This is a genomic window from Pseudescherichia sp. L3 (assembly GCF_024656065.1).
In the GTDB taxonomy this organism is placed as follows: domain Bacteria; phylum Pseudomonadota; class Gammaproteobacteria; order Enterobacterales; family Enterobacteriaceae; genus Pseudescherichia.
In genome coordinates, this window is record NZ_JANKYC010000001.1 from 1,202,292 (window position 1) to 1,223,588 (window position 21,297).

At 55.3% G+C, this 21,297-nt stretch carries 16 protein-coding genes; 12 read left to right on the forward strand and 4 right to left on the reverse strand.

Annotated features, from left to right (window positions below):
• Positions 1-49 precede the first annotated feature (49 nt).
• Positions 50-919, reverse strand: a complete 870-nt coding sequence (locus tag NR795_RS05895; protein WP_257757519.1) for a LysR family transcriptional regulator — start codon at positions 917-919, stop codon at positions 50-52.
• 105 nt (positions 920-1,024) lie between these two features.
• On the opposite strand from NR795_RS05895, the gene sad reads away from it, so the two are divergent.
• Both sad and NR795_RS05905 read left to right on the forward strand, forming a co-directional pair.
• A complete protein-coding gene (gene sad / locus NR795_RS05900) occupies positions 1,025-2,413 on the forward strand; it encodes a succinate-semialdehyde dehydrogenase (RefSeq protein ID WP_257757520.1) in 1,389 nt (462 codons plus the stop codon).
• Positions 2,414-2,541: 128 nt separating this feature from the next.
• Positions 2,542-4,131 (forward strand): methyl-accepting chemotaxis protein, encoded by a 1,590-nt coding sequence (locus tag NR795_RS05905; RefSeq protein WP_257757522.1) that lies wholly within the window; start codon positions 2,542-2,544, stop codon positions 4,129-4,131.
• Positions 4,132-4,387: 256 nt separating this feature from the next.
• Here the strand turns inward: NR795_RS05905 and NR795_RS05910 are convergent, their stop codons facing one another.
• Positions 4,388-4,672 carry a hypothetical protein gene (locus NR795_RS05910; RefSeq protein ID WP_186370535.1) on the reverse strand — a complete coding sequence of 95 codons (285 nt, stop codon included), beginning with the start codon at positions 4,670-4,672 and terminating at the stop codon, positions 4,388-4,390.
• On the opposite strand from NR795_RS05910, the gene glsB reads away from it, so the two are divergent.
• From glsB to NR795_RS05940, 6 genes are all read left to right on the forward strand, one after another.
• Entirely contained in the window at positions 4,671-5,573 is a 903-nt protein-coding gene (gene glsB, locus NR795_RS05915) for a glutaminase B (RefSeq protein WP_374544244.1), read from the forward strand. The genes NR795_RS05910 and glsB overlap by 2 nt on opposite strands.
• A gap of 43 nt (positions 5,574-5,616) precedes the next feature.
• Complete coding sequence (locus NR795_RS05920; RefSeq protein WP_257757525.1) at positions 5,617-7,068, forward strand: sensor domain-containing diguanylate cyclase; 1,452 nt, start codon at positions 5,617-5,619, stop codon at positions 7,066-7,068.
• A 183-nt stretch (positions 7,069-7,251) separates the two neighbouring features.
• Positions 7,252-8,244, forward strand: coding sequence for a sensor domain-containing diguanylate cyclase (locus tag NR795_RS05925; RefSeq protein WP_257758272.1), 993 nt, complete (start codon positions 7,252-7,254; stop codon positions 8,242-8,244).
• 54 nt (positions 8,245-8,298) lie between these two features.
• Positions 8,299-9,270 carry a sensor domain-containing diguanylate cyclase gene (locus NR795_RS05930; RefSeq protein WP_257757526.1) on the forward strand — a complete coding sequence of 324 codons (972 nt, stop codon included), beginning with the start codon at positions 8,299-8,301 and terminating at the stop codon, positions 9,268-9,270.
• 177 nt (positions 9,271-9,447) lie between these two features.
• Entirely contained in the window at positions 9,448-10,899 is a 1,452-nt protein-coding gene (locus tag NR795_RS05935) for a tagaturonate reductase (protein ID WP_144815889.1), read from the forward strand.
• A 269-nt stretch (positions 10,900-11,168) separates the two neighbouring features.
• Positions 11,169-12,083 (forward strand): bestrophin family protein, encoded by a 915-nt coding sequence (locus NR795_RS05940; protein WP_144815882.1) that lies wholly within the window; start codon positions 11,169-11,171, stop codon positions 12,081-12,083.
• 226 nt (positions 12,084-12,309) lie between these two features.
• Here NR795_RS05940 and NR795_RS05945 read toward each other — a convergent pair whose 3' ends face one another.
• Complete coding sequence (locus NR795_RS05945; RefSeq protein ID WP_257757529.1) at positions 12,310-13,878, reverse strand: methyl-accepting chemotaxis protein; 1,569 nt, start codon at positions 13,876-13,878, stop codon at positions 12,310-12,312.
• A 254-nt stretch (positions 13,879-14,132) separates the two neighbouring features.
• On the opposite strand from NR795_RS05945, the gene NR795_RS05950 reads away from it, so the two are divergent.
• The 4 genes from NR795_RS05950 (at position 14,133) to NR795_RS05965 (ending at position 20,596) form a co-directional block, all read left to right on the forward strand.
• Positions 14,133-15,692: a sensor domain-containing diguanylate cyclase gene (locus NR795_RS05950; RefSeq protein WP_257757530.1), complete on the forward strand. Its 1,560-nt coding sequence runs from the start codon at positions 14,133-14,135 to the stop codon at positions 15,690-15,692.
• Between the two features lie 199 nt (positions 15,693-15,891).
• Positions 15,892-17,169 (forward strand): PTS ascorbate transporter subunit IIC, encoded by a 1,278-nt coding sequence (locus NR795_RS05955; protein WP_144816041.1) that lies wholly within the window; start codon positions 15,892-15,894, stop codon positions 17,167-17,169.
• Between the two features lie 81 nt (positions 17,170-17,250).
• Positions 17,251-17,661, forward strand: coding sequence for an ASCH domain-containing protein (locus tag NR795_RS05960; RefSeq protein WP_257757531.1), 411 nt, complete (start codon positions 17,251-17,253; stop codon positions 17,659-17,661).
• A gap of 181 nt (positions 17,662-17,842) precedes the next feature.
• Complete coding sequence (locus NR795_RS05965; protein ID WP_257757532.1) at positions 17,843-20,596, forward strand: RHS repeat protein; 2,754 nt, start codon at positions 17,843-17,845, stop codon at positions 20,594-20,596.
• 104 nt (positions 20,597-20,700) lie between these two features.
• Here the strand turns inward: NR795_RS05965 and NR795_RS05970 are convergent, their stop codons facing one another.
• A complete protein-coding gene (locus tag NR795_RS05970) occupies positions 20,701-21,231 on the reverse strand; it encodes a TetR/AcrR family transcriptional regulator (RefSeq protein ID WP_186370533.1) in 531 nt (176 codons plus the stop codon).
• Positions 21,232-21,297 lie beyond the last annotated feature (66 nt).

Here is a 21,297-nt window from a genome sequence, read left to right on the forward strand (position 1 = left end):
TCCCTTGCGGGTCAACGACGCAACATCCTGAAACATCTATTGTATTATCCTATGACGTCTGCGGTCGCTCTTGCAGCAGAGCGATAAACGCCTCCAGCGGGCGGCTCTTTGCGTCCCTACGCCATACTAGCCAGGTGGTCAGCCAGCGCCACTCCTCGGCCAGCGGCCAGGCGGAAACCTGATGATGGCCAGGCATACTCTCCAGCATGCTGCGCGGCATCAGTGCCAGCCCGGCCCCGGCAACCACACAGGCCAGCATGCCGTGGTAGGACTCCATCTCATGAATTTTGCCGGGCGTGGCTCCGGCTGCCTTAAACCAGCTCTCAAAATGACGGCGGTAGGAGCAGTTAGCGCGAAAAGCGTAAATGCTTGCGCCGTTAACCCGCGTAGCGTCGCTGATGGCCACATGCCCGCCTGGGGCGACGATCATCATCTCCTCCCGGTAGACCGGGATCCCCTCCAGCCCTGGGTGCATCAAGGGGCCGTCAACGAACGCTGCGCTGAGCCGACCCTCCACCACGCCGTCAATCATGGTCCCCGACGGGCCGGTGGCAAGATCAAACTGGATGCGAGGATAGCGCTGGTTGAAGTCGGCCAGGGTAGGGGGAATACGCACGGCGGCCGTGCTCTCCAGCGAGCCGAGCGAAAACAGCCCCTGCGGTTCGTCACCCGCGACCACGCTGCGCGCCTCATCTACCAGATCAAGGATCTGCTGGCTGTAGCGTAAAAAGCTATGCCCGGCGGGAGAGAGACGTAGCCGCTGATTTTCTCGGATAAAGAGATCTACCCCCAAATCCGCCTCAAGCTGGCGGATACGCGTTGTCAGGTTCGACGGAACCCGATGCACCCGCTGTGCGGCTTGGGTAATGCTACCGGTCTGCGCCACGGCGTTGAACATCTCAAGCTGGGTTAAATCCATGCTGTTCTCGATTTGTGAATGGGTAAGTTAATATTATTCATTTTTCAGAAATAGCAGAGTAGGCCAGGATAAAGCAAGTTCCCTGTTTAAGTAGAGAGACAAATAATGACGATTTCATCAGTAACCCACGCGCTATCCATCAATCCGGCAACGGGAAAACAGCTCTCGGCACGTCCGTGGGCAACCTCGGCAGAGGTCGACTCCTCTCTGGCCGCCGCGCAGCAGGGGTTCCAGCAGTGGCGGGCGCAGAGCGTAGCGCAGCGCGCCCAGGGGCTGCGTAACGTTGGGGCCGTTCTGCGGCAGCACGGCGAAAAGATGGCCCAGCTGATTAGCGCTGAGATGGGTAAACCTATTCTGCAAGCCCGGGCTGAAGTGGCAAAATCCGCCAACCTCTGCGACTGGTACGCCGAGCACGGCCCGGCGATGCTGGCGAGCGAGCCGACCCAGGTCGAGAATAACAAGGCGGTGATTGAGTACCGTCCGCTGGGGGCTATCCTGGCGGTGATGCCGTGGAACTTCCCGGTCTGGCAGGTGCTGCGTGGTGCGGTGCCGATCCTGCTGGCGGGCAACAGCTATCTACTGAAACATGCCCCGAACGTGCTGGGCTGTGCCGAACTGCTGGGCGATATTTTTCGTGAGGCGGGTATTCCGACGGGTGTCTTTGGCTGGGTGAATGCCACCAATGACGGCGTAAGCCAGGCGATTAACGATCCGCGCATTGCCGCCGTGACCGTCACCGGCAGCGTCCGTGCCGGGGCGGCCATCGGTGCTCAGGCGGGTGCGGCGCTGAAAAAATGCGTGCTCGAGCTGGGCGGATCCGATCCCTTTATCGTGCTGAACGACGCCTCGCTCGATCTGGCCGTTAAAGCGGCAGTTGCCGGTCGTTACCAGAATACCGGACAGGTCTGCGCCGCGGCGAAACGCTTTATCGTTGAGGCGGGCGTGGCAGACGCTTTTACCGAAAAATTTGTCGCCGCCGCCGCGGCGCTGAAGCTGGGCGCGCCGGACGTTGAAGAGAACTACCTTGGGCCAATGGCGCGTTACGATCTGCGCGACGAGCTGCATGCTCAGGTTGAGGCAACCCTAAACGAAGGCGCGACGCTGCGTCTGGGTGGGGAGAAAATCAACGGGGAGGGCAACTACTATCCGGCAACGGTGCTGACCGGCGTCACCTCTGAGATGACCGCATTCCGTCAGGAGTTGTTTGGCCCGGTGGCGACCATTACCGTCGCGCAAGACGCAGAGCACGCCCTTCAGCTCGCTAACGACAGCGACTTCGGTCTCTCCGCCACCGTCTTCAGCGCGGACGAAGCGCGGGCGAACGCCCTGGCGGCGCGTCTGGAGTGCGGCGGGGTGTTTATCAACGGCTATAGCGCCAGCGATGCCCGCGTGGCGTTCGGCGGCGTGAAGAAGAGCGGCTTTGGTCGCGAGCTGTCCCACTTCGGCCTGCGTGAGTTCTGCAACGTGCAGACGGTGTGGAAAGATCGTCTGTAAGCGTCATCGTTAATCCACGCGGCACCACTGTTTATTCAGTGGTGCCGCATTGTCATGGTTCTGTCATTTTTGTTTCGTAGACTCACGCGCAGTGTGTGGTTACAGCAGAATAGTTACAGAAGAATATCATGAACTTAACTAAAATTTTTCCATCTGTATTTCGCCGGGATACGCCACGGCAGTTTGGCTTGCTGGCAGGGATATTGTGTATTATCGGCTTGTTCTCTGCGCTTCAGATCTCCTCATCGCTTCTCCTCTCCCGCTCCCTCCACGACGCCCAGCATCATGAGCGACTCAATCAGCAGGCGCTTCTGCAACAAGCCAGGGTTGATGAAGCGCGGGTGGCCCTGCTGGCGGCCAGCGATCTGCTTAACCGCGCGGGTGTCTATTTTATGCAGGATCAGGCCACCGGCTCCGAGGGCAGCTGGCATAGCCTGATGGACGAGGCCCAGCAGGCGCTGGCGACGTCGCAAAAGAGCTGGCAGGCGTGGCGGGCGCTTAATCCACCCGAAGACGAGGGGCTGATAAACAGCTACCAGCTTTTCTACGGCGCGATTAAAGAGCAGGCGGATGCGTTGACCCGCACGCAGTCCATCAATGCCTTCTTTGCCGTCCCGGCGCAGGCTTTTCAGGCCGACTTCAACGATAACTTTGCCCGCTTCCGCGCGGCCAGCGATGCGCGCGCAGAGGAGGGCAGGCAGACGCTGATGTCCCGCCTGGCCAATCTGCAATATCTGTTTATTCTGGGGCCAGCCCTGTTGCTGATTATCGCCATCGCCGTCTGGTTTGGCATGTCGCGCTGGGTGATCGCTCCGCTCAAGCGGCTCATTACCCATATTAATCTGCTGGCGGCAGGGGATCTCTCTGTGGCACCGCCACCGGTGACCTGTTTTAACCGGGAGATCGGCCAGCTCAGCGTCAGCATTGAGGCCATGCAGCGGGGGCTCCAGCAGCTGGTGACGCAGGTCAGCGACGCCACCGCCTCGATGGTGAGCAATATCGATAGCCTGGCGCAGGGTAACCAGAAGCTCTATCAGCAGTCGGCTCGCCAGGCAAAAGAGCTGGACGAGGTAACGGCCAACATTGCCGAGCTGGAGTCTCACGTTGAGGGCAATACCGGCTATGCGAAACTCGCCAGCCAGCGCGCCGACGAAGCCCGTCAGGCCGCCGCCGGGGGCGACAGAATGATGGATACCGTCAATGAATCTATGCAGGCGATTGTGGCCCGCTCCGATGAGATGCGGGGTATCGTGGCGCTGATCGATAACGTAGCGTTCCAGACCAATATCCTGGCCCTTAACGCGGCCATCGAGGCGGCCCACGCGGGGAACCATGGCCGTGGCTTTGCGGTGGTGGCAAAAGAGGTCGGGCTGCTGGCACGCAAAAGCAGCCACTCGACGCAGACAATCCAGACCCTGATCCAGCACTCGCTGCAGGGGATAGAGGCGGGCTCGCAGGCGGTGAACCGACTGGAGAACAATCTTCAGCAGGTCACCGGCCTGGTGGGGCATCTCAGCGGCCTGCTGAATGATATCTCTCAGGCGACGCTAAACCAGGGAGAGAACATTCATCAGATGACGCGCCAGCTGCACGGACTGAACCAGGTCGCCCGTCGCACCGGCGAGCTGGTGAGCACCGCCGCCGAGGCGTCACAGCAGTTGCACGATGACTCCCGACAGCTTATGCAGGCGGTAACGCGTTTTCGACTTCCAGCCTGACGCTCGCCGCGTGGCTCTGATAGCGAGCCACGTGAAAACAGGTGGCTGCAATGCGTTTTAAGTTACCTATCTCCGATCTTCTTTTGATGAAATCATCCAGGCCAACCAGTAAACAACCAGGCCAGCGATAAAGACGAGAACGGGAGCGATAACACGCCTAATCCCTTCATTCGCAAATATTGCGATGAAAATTCCTATAACTACGGCGCTGATAACAACCGCTCCGGATAACTCAGAAATGACTTTTCTGATTAGTCTAAAGATTCTCGATTGCACCCAGAAATTGCTCCGTTTTAGAAGGGTTTTTACGAAGAGTCTCACCAGGCTCGATGTAATTAGCTAAAGGTTCTTCAAAGAGAAAGTAAAGCATATCAAAATCAAGGATATCATCCTGGCTGACAAAGTTATTGATCTGCACGAGCTTATTCTGTGCAGCATTTTCCGGGCGGGCCCCTGATTTCCAGGCGGACCCCTGATATACTCGCAGGCCTTTTTTAGCCGGTGAGGAGTGTAGTGTGGCGACGGTCATTAATAATGACATGCTGGAGTCTATTTTGACTCAGGTCCGGCCTTTAATCGGCCAGGGGAAGGTAGCCGACTACATTCCAGCGCTGGCATCGGTCGAGGCGAACAAGCTGGCGATTGCGGTGAGTACCATCGATGGCCGCCACTTTCAGGCCGGTGACGCCGACGAGCGCTTCTCTATTCAGTCTATCTCGAAGGTACTGAGCCTGGTGGTGGCGATGGATCACTATCAGGAGGAGGAGATTTGGCAGCGCGTAGGTAAAGATCCCTCCGGCCACCCGTTTAATTCGCTGTTGCAGCTCGAAATTGAGCAGGGCAAGCCGCGAAACCCCTTTATCAACGCCGGTGCGCTGGTGGTATGCGATATGCTGCAAAGCCGTCTCAGCGCTCCGCGTCAGCGGATGCTGGAGGTGGTTCGCCAGCTGAGCGACGTCAGCGATATCACCTACGACAGCCGTGTGGCGCGGTCTGAGTTCGATCACTCGGCGCGTAACGCGGCCATCGCCTGGCTTATGAAATCCTTTGGTAACTTTCACAATGACGTAGCGACGGTGCTGCAGAACTATTTCCACTACTGCGCCCTAAAGATGAGCTGCGTCGAGCTGGCAAAGACTTTCCTGTTTCTCGCCGACGAGGGGCGTGCGCGCCATCTCACCCGGTCGGTTATCTCCCCATTGCAGTCGCGGCAGGTTAATGCTCTGATGGCCACCAGCGGCATGTATCAGAGCGCGGGAGAGTTTGCCTGGCGCGTGGGCCTGCCGGCGAAGTCCGGGGTCGGAGGGGGGATTGTGGCGATCGTGCCCCATGAGATGGCCATCTGCGTCTGGAGCCCGGAGCTTGATGAGGCAGGCAACTCGCTGGCGGGTATTGCTATGCTTGAAGCACTCAGCCGTCAGCTGGGACGTTCGGTTTACTGATGGCCTGCCGCGTCATTACCCTTATCTACAGGGACAGAATTCTATGCTTGCACCACTGAACATCGCGTTTCGTCCGTTCCATAAAGAGAGGCCCTGGCGTAACGCGGTCATGATCTTTCTGCTGACCACGCTCTTCTACTCTATCGGCGCGATGCTCAGGCTGGTGGAGGAGCTCTCCCTGTTCTGGCCGTTGAACGCGGTGATGGCCGGTGTTTTTGCGCGCTATAGCTGGCTAAACCGACTGCACAACTACGCCATCTGCTACGTGGCGATGCTGGTTTACGATGCCATGACCACTACGTGGGGAGCCACCTCGCTGGTGATCAACCTGTCGAACATGGTGTTTATTCTCACCGTGGCGCTGCTAATTGTGCGGGATAAAAAACGGCCTGAGAGGCGCACTTTGCCGATAAACGCCCTGCGGATCTTTAACTACTGTCTGCTGGGGGCGCTGGGCTGCGCGCTGGTCGGGGCGTTTGCGTCGGTGGGGATAGACGAACTCACCTTCTGGCCGCTCTATGCCGACTGGTTTAGCGAGCAGTTTTCTACCGGCGTGCTGATCCTGCCCTGTGTACTCACCCTGACGTGGCCGCGTTGGGTCATGCCGTTTCGCGTTGAGCACCTGCTGCCGATTGCCGCCCTGGTGACGTCACTGGTTGCCTCGGTGGCGATCGGCGGGGCGGGCAGCCTTCTTTTCCCGCTCCCGGCGCTGATCTGGTGTGCGGTTCGCTATTCGCTACTGACCACTGCGCTGCTGACCTTTTTGACCGGTGCGCTGGAAATTATCCTGGTTGCCAACGGCACGATAAACATCTTCGTCGCCAGCCCGCTGCAAATGCCGCGCATGTTCTCGGCGAGACTGGGGATCGCCACCATGGCCATCTGCCCAATTATTGTCTGCGTCAGCGTTAACGCTATCAATACGCTGATGAAGCAGGTGTCGCTGCGCGCTGACTTTGATTTTCTGACCCGGGTCTACTCCCGCTCTGGTCTCTATGAAGCGCTGGGCCGCGAACGCAGGACCGAGGCACGACATTTAACGGTTATGCTGCTGGATATCGACTACTTCAAAAACATCAATGACAGCTATGGTCATGAGTGCGGCGACAGAGTGTTAACGACGTTTGCACAGAAGATACAGCAGACGGTCGGCGACAGTGGGATCGTTGCACGGATGGGGGGCGAAGAGTTTGCCGTCGTCGCCACGACGCAGGATCCTCATCAGGGATTTATGCTGGCAGAGCGTATTCGGCGCGCCGTGGAAGCCCACCCGTTCCGCTGGCAGCAGCAGACGCTGTTCCTGACGGTTAGTATTGGCGTAAGCAGCGGCACAACACAGTCATGGGAGCTCACGGAGCGCTTCAATAAGCTGCTGGCTGAGGCGGATGAGTATCTCTACCAGTCGAAAAAAGCAGGCCGCAACCGCACCAGCGCGCGGGAAGGTCAGAGCCCTACGGAATCCCTCACCAATGAGACGGAACAGCAGAGTGTGTGACATTGTCACTTTTGCCAGTACATTTTCCGCGAATTGATTGAAATAACGAATAAAATTGCTTGCCACCTATTTTTAACGCCAATACCATAGCCGAGTATAGGTAGCGGACAACATTGCGCGATGACTGGATCGAACAAGCTCAAACGAAGTGAACAGATCACCGGCACGCGTTTTGTAAGACGGATGTATCTGATGCGTATGCTCGGAACGCTGCTGTGCTTTTTTCCGATCCTCTCTGTGCTGCTAGAGCAGCACCAGCCGCGCTGGCTTATCGTGCTGCTGGCCGCTAACGCTTTTATCTGGCCGACCTGCGCCTTTCTGCGCGCGCGTCGAGCGCAAAAGCCCCTGACGTGTGAACACCACAACCTGATTGTTGACGGGGCGGCAGGCGGTTTCTGGATCGCCATGATGGCGGTGAACCCGCTTCCCTCCGTGGTGATTGCCACCATTCTTATCGCCGATCGCCTTGCTGCGGGCGGGATTGCGCTTGTGCGTAAGGCTGGCGCGACCATGCTAGCGGTATTTGCCGCCGCCTGGCTGGCGCAGGGCATGGCTTTTGAGCCTGAGGTCTCCCAGCGAACGCTGCTTGCCACGCTGCCGCTTATTGCTATCTACGTGCTGGCGTTGAGCGTGCTGACGGATAACATCGCCAAAAAGCTGCGCCACAAGAGCCACGAGCTGGAACGTATTGCGATGATGGATCCGCTGCTGGATATTGCCAATCGCCGCCTGCTGGAGAAGCGCATCCAGCATGAGCTAGAGAAGCTACGCGACGCTGTCCACGCTTCATCTTTGATGTTTATCGATATCGATAACTTTAAAGAGGTGAATGACCGATTCGGTCATAAGGTGGGGGACACGCTGCTGGTGACGGTGTCTAAAATTTTGCACGTCGCCAGCCGAAAAACCGATACACCGGCGCGCCTGGGGGGCGATGAGTTTGTGATCCTGCTTCCGAATACGTCACCGGAAGAGGCATTGGTTGTCGCCACGCGTATTATGGATGCCACTGCCGCGATGACAGTAGCTCAGGATACTTCGTTTCGCTGTACGCTCAGCATCGGCATTGCCAACGCCACCGAAGATATGGAAACTACGACCGACTGGCTAAAAGCCGCTGACGACGCGCTCTATCGAGCTAAACGCGCGGGCAAGAACCGGATCTACGCCCACTGACCAAACATGATAAATGCGCTAAGCTTAAGTTTTGTTTAGTGAAAAAGGCCCGTTATGAAGACTCCTCAACTTCCTGAAAACGAGCAGCAGCGTCTGGCATCGCTTAACGAGTCCGGGCTGCTGGACTCTGGCACACATGAACGTTTTGACAGGCTTACCCGGCTGGCAAAACGGATGTTCGATGTCCCTATTGCGTTGATTAGCCTCGTTGATAGCGATACGCTGCACTTTAAGTCCTGCGACGGTATCCCCAACGGACAGGTGCTGCGTGACATCTCCTTTTGCGGCCATGCGATCCTCAGCCCTCAGCCGCTGGTCGTGCTGGACGCTCACCAGGACGAACGCTTTGTAGATAACCCACTGGTGGTCGGTCCGCCGCACATTCGCTTCTACGCCGGCTATCCGCTGCAGTTGCCGGACGGCTTCAGAGTCGGATCGTTTTGTATCATTGCGCCTGAACCGCGTGGCTTTACCCCTGACGAGATCGCGGTACTGAAGGACTTTGCCGCCATCGTGGAGGATGAGTTTGCTGCCATTAGCGCGGCCACCACCGATGACCTTACCGGCCTGTTTAATCGCCGCGGTTTTAATAATCTTGGTAAATACGCTATCACCAGCGCTCGCCGCCGCGCCGAGCCGCTCACCCTCGCCTGGCTGGATCTTGATAAGTTTAAATATATTAACGATACCTTTGGTCACGAAGAGGGCGATAACGCCCTGCGGGCCATGGCCAACCTGCTGCGCGACAGCTTTCGCGAAGCCGATCTGCTGATCCGTTACGGCGGCGATGAGTTCGCCATTCTCTTCTCGGATACCGATGAGCAGGGCGCGTGGGTCGCGATGCAGCACCTTGCTGAGCAGGCCGACGTGTTCAATCTGACGAGTGGTAAACCGTGGCAGCTGAACTTCTCCTGGGGCGTGAGCGAATACGATCATGACCGCAACCCGGACATGACCAGCTGGATCGCCTCCGCCGACGAAAAGATGTATGCCATGAAAGAGAAAAACGAACACAAAAACGGCTAGCCGTTTCCCGTTCACGCCGACAAAATGTGATGACGCCCACAAATTTATATTCGGTTTAATAATTGACGCGAATAGGGCGTCTCATTTTGATCAAAACAGGGTTTCATGGTCGTAAAGTCTGGTAAGTTATTGGACCAATCTTCCCAGGTTGTATGACTAATCAAAAAGGAACTCATTGTGAACACGATAAACCGTCGCGATTTTCCCGGTGCCACCTATCCGGAACGTATCATTCAGTTTGGCGAAGGGAACTTCCTGCGCGCATTTGTCGACTGGCAGATCGATCTGCTTAATGAGCACACCGATCTTAACGCCGGTGTGGTTATCGTTCGTCCGATTAAGAGTGACTTCCCGCCCTCGTTGAGCACGCAGGATGGTCTCTACACCACTATCATTCGCGGCCTGAACGAGCAGGGCGAAGCGGTGAGCGATGCGCGTCTGATCCGTTCCGTAAACCGTGAAATCAGCGTCTATGACCACTACGATGAGTTCCTCAAGCTGGCGCAGAACCCTGAGATCCGCTTTGTGTTCTCAAACACCACCGAAGCGGGTATCAGCTACCACGCGGGTGATAAATTTGATGATGCGCCTGCCGTTAGCTACCCGGCGAAGCTGACCCGTCTGCTGTTCGAACGTTTCACTCACTTTAACGGCGCGGCGGATAAAGGCTGGATCATCATTCCGTGCGAGCTGATTGACTATAACGGCGACGCGCTGCGTGAGCTGGTGCTGCGCTATGCCAGCGAGTGGGAATTGCCCGCCGCGTTTGTTCAGTGGCTGAACGAGGCCAACGCCTTCTGTTCAACCCTGGTTGACCGCATTGTAACCGGTTATCCGCGTGATGAAGTGGCGAAACTCGAAGCCGAGCTGGGCTACCGTGATGGCTTCCTCGATACCGCAGAGCACTTCTATCTGTTTGTTATCCAGGGCCCGAAATCGCTGGCATCTGAGCTGCGCCTCGACAAATTCCCGCTGAACGTGCTGATCGTGGATGACATCAAGCCCTATAAAGAGCGCAAGGTGGCTATCCTCAACGGGGCACACACGGCGTTAGTCCCGGTGGCATTCCAGGCGGGTCTGGATACCGTTGGCGAGGCGATGAACGACAGCGAAATCTGCGCCTTTGTTGAAAAAGCGATCTACGAAGAGATTATTCCGGTGCTGGATCTGCCCCGCGACGAACTGGAGTCTTTCGCCAGCGCCGTAACGGGACGTTTCCGCAACCCCTACATCAAGCATCAGCTGCTCTCCATCTCCCTGAACGGCATGACTAAGTTCCGCACGCGTATTCTGCCGCAGCTGCTGGCAGGGCAGAAGGCGACCGGTAAGCTGCCGGCGCGCCTGACCTTTGCTCTTGCGGCTCTGATTGCGTTCTATCGTGGCGAGCGTAACGGCGAAAGCTTCCCGGTCCAGGATGATGCTCACTGGATTGAACGTTTCCAGCAGCTGTGGAGCCAGCACCGCGATCGCCAGATTAGCACCAGCGAACTGGTAAAAGCCGTGCTTTCCGTTAGCGATCACTGGGAGCAGGACCTGACCCAGATCAGCGGTTTGGTAGAGCAAGTCTCCCTGGATCTGGATGCCATTCTGCTGCGTGGCATGCGCGAGGCCGTGAAGCCGCTCTGCTAAGAGTTGGGTAAACGCCGGGCGGCGCGCTGCTTGCACCGGCCTACGGTCAATGCGATCTGTAGGCTGGGCAAGCGTAGCGCCGCCCGGCATTTATTTGCCACCTAAATAGTTACAACATACATATATCATTCTAATCTATATACCTTCAGCACCTGTGCAACCAATGGCTTAGTAGCGAACAATTTCCACTACATTTTTGTAGCAAACTTGCAACCGTGATGGCGATCACGTTTAATAACCGCGTCTCTCTCATATGTCTGAATACACCCATGATTGTTCGTCCTCATCAGCACTGGCTTGCACGTATCTTTGTCTGGCATGGTTCGGTGCTACCAAAAATTTACTCTCGTCTGCTGCTTAACTTTATGCTCTCCGTGGCGGTCATTCTGATGCTGCCCTGGTATAGCTCGCTGGGCTTTAGGCTTACCGTGGCACCGTTTAGCATCCTCGGTATCGCCGTGGCTATCTTCCTGGGCTTTCGCAATAATGCCTGCTACAGCCGCTATACCGAAGCGCGGGTACTCTGGGGACAGCTGATGATCGCCTCCCGCTCGCTGCTGCGCGAGGTCAAAACCACGCTGCCAGCGGGGGAAGGGCGTCACCACTTTGTACTGCTGCTGATTGCCTTCGCGCACTGCCTGCGTCTGACACTGCGACGCAAACCGCTGGAGGGAACGCTGGCGAACTATCTCTCGCCCAGCGAACTGGTGAGGGTGATGAAAGCCCACTCGCCGGCTAACCAGCTTCTGTTGATGATGGGAGAGTGGCTGGCCGCCCAGCGCGGGCCGAACGGGTTGTCTGACATTCTCTATCACAGTATGAACAACCGACTGAACGATATCTCGGCGGTGCTCTCCGGCTGTGAGCGCATTGCCTTTACGCCGGTGCCGTTTGCCTATTCGCTCATTTTGCACCGCACGGTCTACCTGTTCTGTATTATGCTGCCCTTTGCGCTGGTTGTAGATTTGCACTACATGACGCCTTTCGTCTCGGTACTTATCTCCTATACTTTTATATCGCTGGATACCTTAGCCGAAGAGCTGGAAGATCCATTTGGCGTGGAAGATAACGATTTACCGCTAGATGCCATCTGCAATGCGATTGAGATAGACTTGCTGCAGATGAATGATGAAAACGTTGTGCCCGCAAAAATAGTGCCTGATAAGTATTACCAGCTTACGTAACGAAAGCCGGATGCGCCCGTTACCGGCTGGTTAAACCGCCAGGAGGGAAACACGATGGAAAGAGTAATTCAGATGGTTGTTGTGCTGATTGCCTGCGTTGCGCTGTTTGCAACCGCCTACGATCTCTCGTTTGTGACTGAAATTCCATAGCCATGCCTATGGCAAGCCTGCGCGTTCTCAGGGGCACTCTTGCCCCTGAGGGTTCGCGTGTTGAACCGCTACATCGTTAGCTCATCCGCAGCTGAAAGAAACGCACCGAGTCACGCAGGTGCTCACTCTGTTCGGTCATGGAGTTCGCGGCAACCGCGGCCTGTTCTACCAGCGCCGCATTCTGCTGAGTAACCTGATCCATCTGCTCAATGGCTACGCCGATCTCCCGGATCCCCTGGTGCTGTTCGTTCGATGCTGAGGAGATCTCTGCTACGATACCGGTCACTTTGTTCACCGAGCTGACAATCTCTTCCATCGCCCGGCTAGCGGTATCGGCATAGCGGGAGCCTTCGGTGATTTTATTCACTGTGCCGTCAATCAAGGTTTTAATCTCTTTTGCCGCATCGGCGCTTTTCTGCGCCAGGTTACGCACTTCACCCGCCACGACGGCAAAGCCTTTACCTTGCTCACCCGCGCGAGCTGCCTCAACCGCCGCGTTGAGCGCCAGGATATTGGTCTGGAAGGCGATACCTTCAATCACCGCAATGATGTCGACGATTTTTTGTGAGCTGTCGGAGATCTCATGCATGCGCATGAGCATATCGTGTACCTCTTTACCGCCTTTCACCGCCGTTTGCGAGGTCTGACGCGCCAGCTCGCTGGCCTTGTGCGCATTCTCGGCGTTGCTCTTCACGTTCTCGGTGATCTGCTGCATATTGGCCGAGGTCTGCACCAGCGAGGCAGCCTGCTCTTCGGTGCGCTGGGAAAGGTCGCTGTTGCCCATCGCAATTTCGCTGGCCGCCAGCGAAATAGACTCGCTGCCATGAATGATACCGTTGATAATCTCTGCCAGCCTGCCGTTCATAAACTTGATGGTGGCCAGCAGGCTGCTGTGATCGTTGGCGTTAATCGTAATATCGGTATTCAGCTTACCAGCGGCGATCTGCTGCATAATATCTACCGCATAGGCCGGTTCGCCCCCCAGCTGACGGGAGAGATTACGCGAAATAAACAGCGCAATGAATCCGGTCGCAATCAGGGCCATCAGCAGCAGGCCCGAGAGCAGATAGAGTGCCCGCTGATATCCCTGCGCGGATTCTTCGCCCGCCTTGTTGCCGATAGCGATTTCCATATCCACCAGCGTAGCGAGATCCTTCATCAGCTGCGTGCGGTATTTCGCCGAGACGGCACCGCTGATCTTAGCGGCTTCGTCGAGCCGTTCGGCATTTACCGCCTCAACCAGTTTGCCATTGACGTCGACAAAGTGCGTGAAGTTCTCACCCACCTGGCCAAACAGCGCCCGCATCTCGTCCGGCAGCGCATCGGCAATCGCGGCGTAGTGTTTCTGCGCATTGAGGAAGATATCCTGGTTCTGCAACAGCTCCAGACGGTGCTTTTCACGCTCCTGAGGGGTAGGCGAGTTGATATACTGGATCTGCTGCAAACGCATCTCCGACAGTACGCCGCGCATCTCCAGCGAGTAGCGCACGCCGGGCAGGCGATTTTCCCGATATTTATCGATGTGCTGGTTGCTGGCGTTGAGCTGATAGATAGCCACTACGCCTAGCAGTAGCATCATGGCGATCAGAATAGAAAAACCGGTTAAGAGTTTGGTTAAAACCGTAGACTGCGCAAATTTTTTCATAGTGAAGTCTTAGAAGAGATAGGTATGACTAATAACGGCAGATATCGGAAAAGCATTGATCTAAATAGTTGATCTATATCACATAGATTGATGTTTTTTATTTTTCGAAATGCAATTTTGATTTTGTTTTACATTTTTATGAACAGGGTGTTGAATAAGGGTGAACAGTTTGCAATAAGGCATCTGTCTTAATCCGATCTTAAGTCGTAAGATTTTGTGCTTTACTGAAGTAAAGGAACCCTGGAGGAGTGACAATGACAGTCGGGAAACGAATTTCAAACGCGCTGGCGTTAAACTCCTCCCTTGGGCGTAGCATCTCTCTTTTTATGGCGGGCCTGCTCATTGCCGGCGTGGCCACCAGCGCCTGGACGCTAAACCGCTCCTGGGAGCGCACCGTTGAGGAGAGCGAGCGCAACGCCATCAACCTGTCGGTTTCCCAGGCTCGCCAGGCGGAAGATACCTTTCTGCAAGCCGAACTGGCGCTAAGAGATATCCGCCGGAACGTGCCGCAAGAGGGCGTATCGGGCATCGATGTGACGAAATTCAACCTGTACCTTACAGAGATCAAAGAGCGCCTGCCGCAGCTGCATGGCCTGTTTATCTACGATTCACAGGGTAATATGAAATCTACGTCGTTTGGTCGCCAGCCCGCTATTACCAATAACGCTGACCGGGAATATTTTATTTATCATCGTAAAAATGGCCACGGCAGCATCCATATTGGGCACGTGATCCGCAGCCGCTCTACCGGCGACCTCATTATCCCCGTGTCGCTGCGCCTGAACGATGCGGCGGGCGGCTTCGATGGCGTCGCCCTGGCGACGGTGAAAATTGACTACTTCCGCCACTTCTACAACTACTTTGAGCTGGGCAGTCGCGATCTGCTGGCGATCCTCAGCACCGATGCGACGGTGCTGTATGCCCGCCCGTTTAACGATGATGTCATCAATCGTAACCTTTCGCGGAGCCCGCTATTTACCCAGGAGTTGGTCCGCCAGGATCGCGGCAATGCGACGTGGCGTTCGGGTATCGATCGCGTAGAGCGTATCTTTGGTTTCGCTCGCCTGGATCGTTACCCGCTGGTTGTGGCTGCGGGATATGATAAGCCAGCGCTGTGGCATACCTGGCTGCGCGAGAGCCTGCCGGATATCGTGCTTAACGCTATGCTGCTGTTAGGCACGCTGATCATGGGCGTGCTCATTTTTCGGGTGGTGAGGGTCAACGTCAGGGATCAGACGGAGTTGACCACGCTGCGGGATGAGCTGACCAGTATTAACCATACGCTGCAAACTATGGCGCTGGCGGATGGCCTGACGGGGCTGGCAAACAGACGGCAGTTCGATCTTTTTCTCTCCCAGTCGCTGAGAGCCGCCTCGCTGACCGGCAAACCCGTCTCGCTGATCATGCTTGATATCGACTACTTCAAACGCTACAACGACGCTTATGGTCATGTGGCGGGTGATAACTGCCTGCGGCAGGTGGGGGAAGCATTGCAGAAGCTTAACCTGCGTCAGTCCGATCTTATTGCTCGCTACGGCGGAGAGGAGTTCGCGATTGTTCTGCCTAATACTGACCGTGAGGCGGCATTCACCATTGCCGAGCTTGCCGTCGCTGCCGTGCGCGCCATTCAGCTGCCGCACAAGGAGTCGCTGACCGGGACCAAAGTGGTGACGATCAGCGCAGGTTGCTATAGCCTGGTCCCTCGCGGCGGCGATGATGATGCGCGCACGTTAAAAGAGGGCGCAGATGCTGCACTCTATAGCGCGAAAATGGCGGGGCGTGACCGCGCGGTTATTTCGGATATTCACAAATAATTAACCTTAGTTGTTAGAATACGCGAAAACATTTTACTTTTCTTATATGAAACGCTATTTCTATTTTGCTAAAATAGTATTTCTTTTTGTGATCGGCGCGACAGATTGGTAGTAACGCAGGGTGATAGTATCTCCTGCGTTTTTCATAGCTGAAAAATATCAACCTGTATAAATAGCCGTGCCTTATGGGATCACAATGATGGATATACTTTTAGGGTTAGTGAAAACGCCCGCGGTGATTATCGCGATCGTTGCATTCTTGGGTTTATTATTTCAAAAAGCATCAATTTCTCGCTTAATTACCGGTACATTCTTATCGTTTATCGGATTTACAATGATTAAAGTGGGCGGCAGCATTTTAATGAAGGTGCTGACAGCCTTTAGCTCGCTGTTTTCCAAGGCATTTAATATAGTTGGGGTCGTGCCAAGTAATGAAGCGATTATGGCGGCTACCATTGATAAGCTGGGCTCTATTGCGGCGCTTATCCTGTTGTTTGCTATGATTTTAAATATTATTTTAGCTCGCTTCACCCGTTTTAAATTTATCTATCTCTCGCTGCACCTGGTGTTGTTTATGGCCTTTGCCATCACTGCCGTGCTGCTACAGTTTGGTTTCAGCCACACGATGATGATTGTCATCGCCTCGCTGCTGATTGGAACCTATATGGCCGTATCACCGTTTATTCTCAGCCGTTTTAGCCGGGAAATTATTGGCTCAAATGAGTATGCTATTTCTCATGCGGCGATCTCATCTTACGTGATGGGTTCCTATATGGGGAAATGGTTTGGTAATAAGCAGAACGATACCGAACACCTTAATATCAGCAGCAAGTTTGATTTTATTCGTGAACCCAATATTGCCACGCTGTTGACCATGCTGGTTCTGCTGCTCATCTCCTGCATTTTTGCTACCCAGCCGCAAATTAAAGACGCGATGACCGTGGTCTATGGTGCGGGTGCCGGTGACAAGAACGTGGTGATCTTTATTCTGGAACAGTCAGCTACGTTTGCCTGCGGCCTCTATCTGGCGAAGGCGGGGGTAAACCTGTTCACCGCCGAGATCGTCCCGGCATTCAAAGGCTTTGCGCGCGTCTTTGCCCCAGGCTCAGTACCGGCAGTCGACGTTATGGTTCTGTTTACCAAAGCGCCCAACGCCACGCTGATCGGCTTTTTAATTAGCTTCTCTATTGAACTGGTCTGTATTTTTCTTTTCCCGTTCATTGGCCTACCAATTATCGTTCCGGGAATTATGGCCAGCTTTATCACCGGCGGCGCGGCGGCGATCTTCGGGAATGCAACCGGCGGTTTCCGTGGTGCGGTAATTGCCAGCAGTATCAACGGTTTACTGCTGTGCGTGCTGCCAGCCTTGACGCTGCCGATCTTCTCGCAGCTGGGCGCGCAGGGGGTGACCTTTGCCGATCCTGACTTTACGCTGCCGTCGCTGATCCTTGACTACCTGCTGCGTATAGTGAGTTAATTTAAACGGGAAGGCAGTCTGTGAAGGAAAAAGGACTGCCTTAACGCTTTAAAAAATCTAATTAATAATAAAGGACAACGCATGACTTCAGTCGAAAGTTTACAGGCAAAATATCCCAATGCCCCCGCGTGGTCCATTGGCGACAGCGTCGAGCTGGCAAACCAGTTAGCCGACCTGGTTGTGAAGGGAAAAAAGACGGCATCGTGCGGCTCGTTAGCGTCATACCAGGCGGAAAGCGCATCACCGGCAGTAGGCAGCTACCATATTATTCTTAACGGCCAGCAGGAACCGGTGTGCGTTATTCGCATTACGTCGCTGCGGCTGGTGAAATTCTGCGACGTCGACGCCGCCTTTGCGCGTAAAGAGGGGGAAGGTGACCTGAGCCTTGAATACTGGCGCACGGAGCATCAGCGCTTCTTTACGCGGACAGGGAGCTTCTCGGAAGAGATGGAGCTGGTTGCCGAAGAGTTTGACGTGGTTGAAGTGATCTAATAACAGGAAAAAAAACCGGCGGCGCTACGCTTGCAACCGAAACTCCAACTGCTCGCAATCAGTGCAGATTTTGGCCCACATTGACTGCAAATGAAACATGCCACCGGTATACATCAAGTGATAGTGCTCTGCTATTTTCTGCGTAGCAAGACCGGCTGCGTAACCTGCACAGGAGAATACCATGAGCATATCGCTATTCAGCAACACCCCCACGGTCAAGGTCATTGATAACCAGGGCCTGACCGTACGCGACATTGCCTACTACCGCCATCCTGACTCGCCGGATGTTACGGATACGCGTATCACCCGCTATCAGTACGATGTACGCGGCTTTCTGACACAGAGTGCCGACCCACGTCTGAACCATGCCGGTAAGGTGAACTTCACCTATATCACTGACCTGTCTGGCAACGTCTTGCGCACGCAGGGCGTCGATAACGGCACGACCGTTGTTCTAAACGATGCCGCCGGACGACCGTCTATCACCGTCAGCAACATTCGTACTGCCACCGACGGCACGGATGACAACAGCCAGGCCGTGGCCCATATCTGGCAATATGAGGATGCATCGTTACCCGGCCGTCCTCTGAGCATCCAGGAAAAGACGCCGGACGGAACATCACATTTCACGGAGCGCTTTGTGTATGCTGGCAATACGGATGCGGAGAAAGGCCTGAATCTGGCCGGGCAATGCGTCAGCCACTACGACACGGCAGGCCAGGTACAGACCAACAGCATTTCCCTAACCGGCGTACCGCTCTCCGTCACCCGACGCCTGCTGAAGGATGCGGATAACCCGGATACCGTGGCCGACTGGCAGGGCGCAGATGCATCCGCCTGGAATGAACTGCTGGCCCCGGAGGCCTTCACCACCCTGACCACCCTGGATGCCACCGGCGCGGTGCTAACGACCACCGATGCGAAGGGCAACCTGCAGCGTGTAGCATACGACGTAGCGGGCCTACTGTCAGGAAGCTGGTTAGCCCTGACGGGGAAAACCAAGCAGATTATCGTGAAGTCTCTGACGTACTCGGCAGCGGGACTGAAGCTGTGTGAAGAGCACGGTAACGGGGTGGTGACCACCTATACGTACGAAGCAGAGACGCAGCGCCTGACCGGGATTAAGACAGAGCGCCCGACCGGGCACCCCTCTGGGGCGAGAGTGCTACAGGATCTGCGCTATGAGTACGACCCGGTAGGCAACGTACTGACTATCAGCAACGACGCAGAAGAGACGCGTTTCTGGCGCAACCAGAAAGTGGTGCCAGCGAACACGTACGCCTACGACAGCCTGTACCAGCTGGCCACCGCGAGTGGACGTGAGATGGCGAATGTCGGCCAGCAGAGCAGTAGCTTACCCACTCCCGCCATCCCTCTTCCTTCAGACGGTTCCGCCTTTACAAACTACAGCCGTTCCTACCTCTACGATGAAGCGGGTAACCTGACGCAAATCAGTCACAGTGCCCCGGCCACAGGAAACAGTTACACCACGGACATTACCATCAGCGACCGCAGCAACCGCGGCGTGCTAAGCACGCTGACGGAAAATCCCTCAGACGTGGAAGCGCTGTTTACAGCGGGCGGGCAGCAGATGCAGCTGCAGCCGGGGCAGAGCATGGTCTGGACGCCGCGTAACGAGCTGCGAAAGGTGATGCCGGTGGTGCGTGGGGGCGCGGAAGACGACAATGAAAGCTACCGTTATGACGGCAGCAGCCAGCGCCTGCTGAAAGTCAGCGTGCAGAAAATCAGCAGCGGCACGCAGACACAGCGAGTGCACTACCTGCCGGGGCTGGAGCTGCGCAGCAAAAAAAATGGCGATAAGCAAACCGAAAGCCTGCAGGCGATTACCGTGGGCGAAGCCAGACGTGCGCAGGTCAGGGTGCTGCACTGGGATAGCGGTAAGCCGGACGGCCTGGAAAATGACCAGCTACGTTACAGCTATGACAACCTGACGCACAGCAGTCAGCTTGAGCTGGACGGCAGTGGCAACGTCATCAGCATGGAAGAGTACTATCCATACGGCGGGACGTCTGTGTGGACGGTGCGGAGCCAGGCCGAGGCAGACGATAAGGTCGTGCGTTACTCGGGCAAAGAGCGGGATGCGACGGGGCTGTACTACTACGGTTACCGCTACTACCAGCCGTGGGCAGGTAGATGGCTGAGTGCGGACCCAGCCGGTGCCGTGGATGGACTGAACCTTTTCAGGATGGTGAGAAATAATCCGGAAACATTAAGGGATGATAACGGACTTGCTCCCACCAAAGATGATGAAAAAGATAGTATTATGGAACTTAAAAAGTTAACGATAGCTGATCCAATAAGTGACTCATCAGATACTGAAGAGGCTGTAGATCCAGCGCCTGTAAAAAAAATCGCTTTTCCTGATGAGCTCAAAATTACCCTGGGTGAATTGACCCTAGAGAAACTACCGGTTGGCACAACGCTCTATAAGGCTATGAGGTACGCTAGTTTTGATGTGGAGTTGGCCATATCTGGGCAAGCAAATAAAGACGAATGGGAAGGCCAATATTTTGCCCTGGATAAAGAGATATCTGAAGGGTATGAAACAGATTATCTCGATGAAATCACCGGAAATGGTATTGCCTGGCTGCATACGTTTGAGGTAACAGAAGAGATTCCGATTCTTAATAATATAGCCCATGCTCATGGCAGTGATGCGTTTTCTGGCGACGAGAAAGCAGCGGCGATTAAACATTTTCTGATTGATAAATCCGACTTTTTAGATGATGAAAAGATAAAGGAAATTAATCAGGAGAAACCTTTAATGCCAACGCTTAGCAGGATTGGAATTGCATTCAATGCTCCTCATGATACCGATGGGGGCAGAGAAATAATTATAGGCGGTGGATTACTTAAAAATATCAAAGTTACACATTCGGAATCGCATAAATACAAAATGTGGATGAAACTGTAAAATAGTTGGCATGGGCGTTAAATGGTGATCGCTCAGGCGATCACCACTCTCCATAAAAGCAGGCGCAGTTCCCCAGTTTGGGGGTAATCAGACGAACCGGCATATTAACCCGCAAATTCCTTGAGATCGTTAAACACCTCACTCCAGAGCGCCGATTCGCTCTCAAAGCCGACCATGTTCCGCATCATAAAAGCCCCCTCGGTGGCCAGATAGAGTATTCGCCGTTTTCGGGACGCCTCGTCCGTGGCCTCAAGATTGCCAAATCTCTCTTTATACCAGTTAACCATGCTTTCGCTTTGCGTCCCGGCCTGGGCGGCCAGCAGGGTCAGGGTTCTGATCCCGGCCTCCGAGGTCTCCTGCTGGGTTGCGCTGATGTGGGTCAGCAGTCGCGCTTTGGCATCGGCGTTTGCTGGCAGCAGCGTGCGGTAGCGCTCCTGCTCTTTATTCAGCCAGCGATCCAGCAGGGCATCCAGCACCTTTTCACGTGAGCCAAAAACCGACTGCACGCTGGCCTTTGAGATACCAGCCTCCGTGGCGATAGCGCCAAAGGAGAGGGCGGCGGCACCTTCGCGGCCCAGCACACTCTCCGCTGCATCCAGCAGGCTTTCCCGATCTATCGTTTTTGGTCTTGCCACGGGCCTCTCCCCCCATTGATTTAAATACGGTCGTATGTTAACTTTCCTGCCAGTTAATCACAGGGC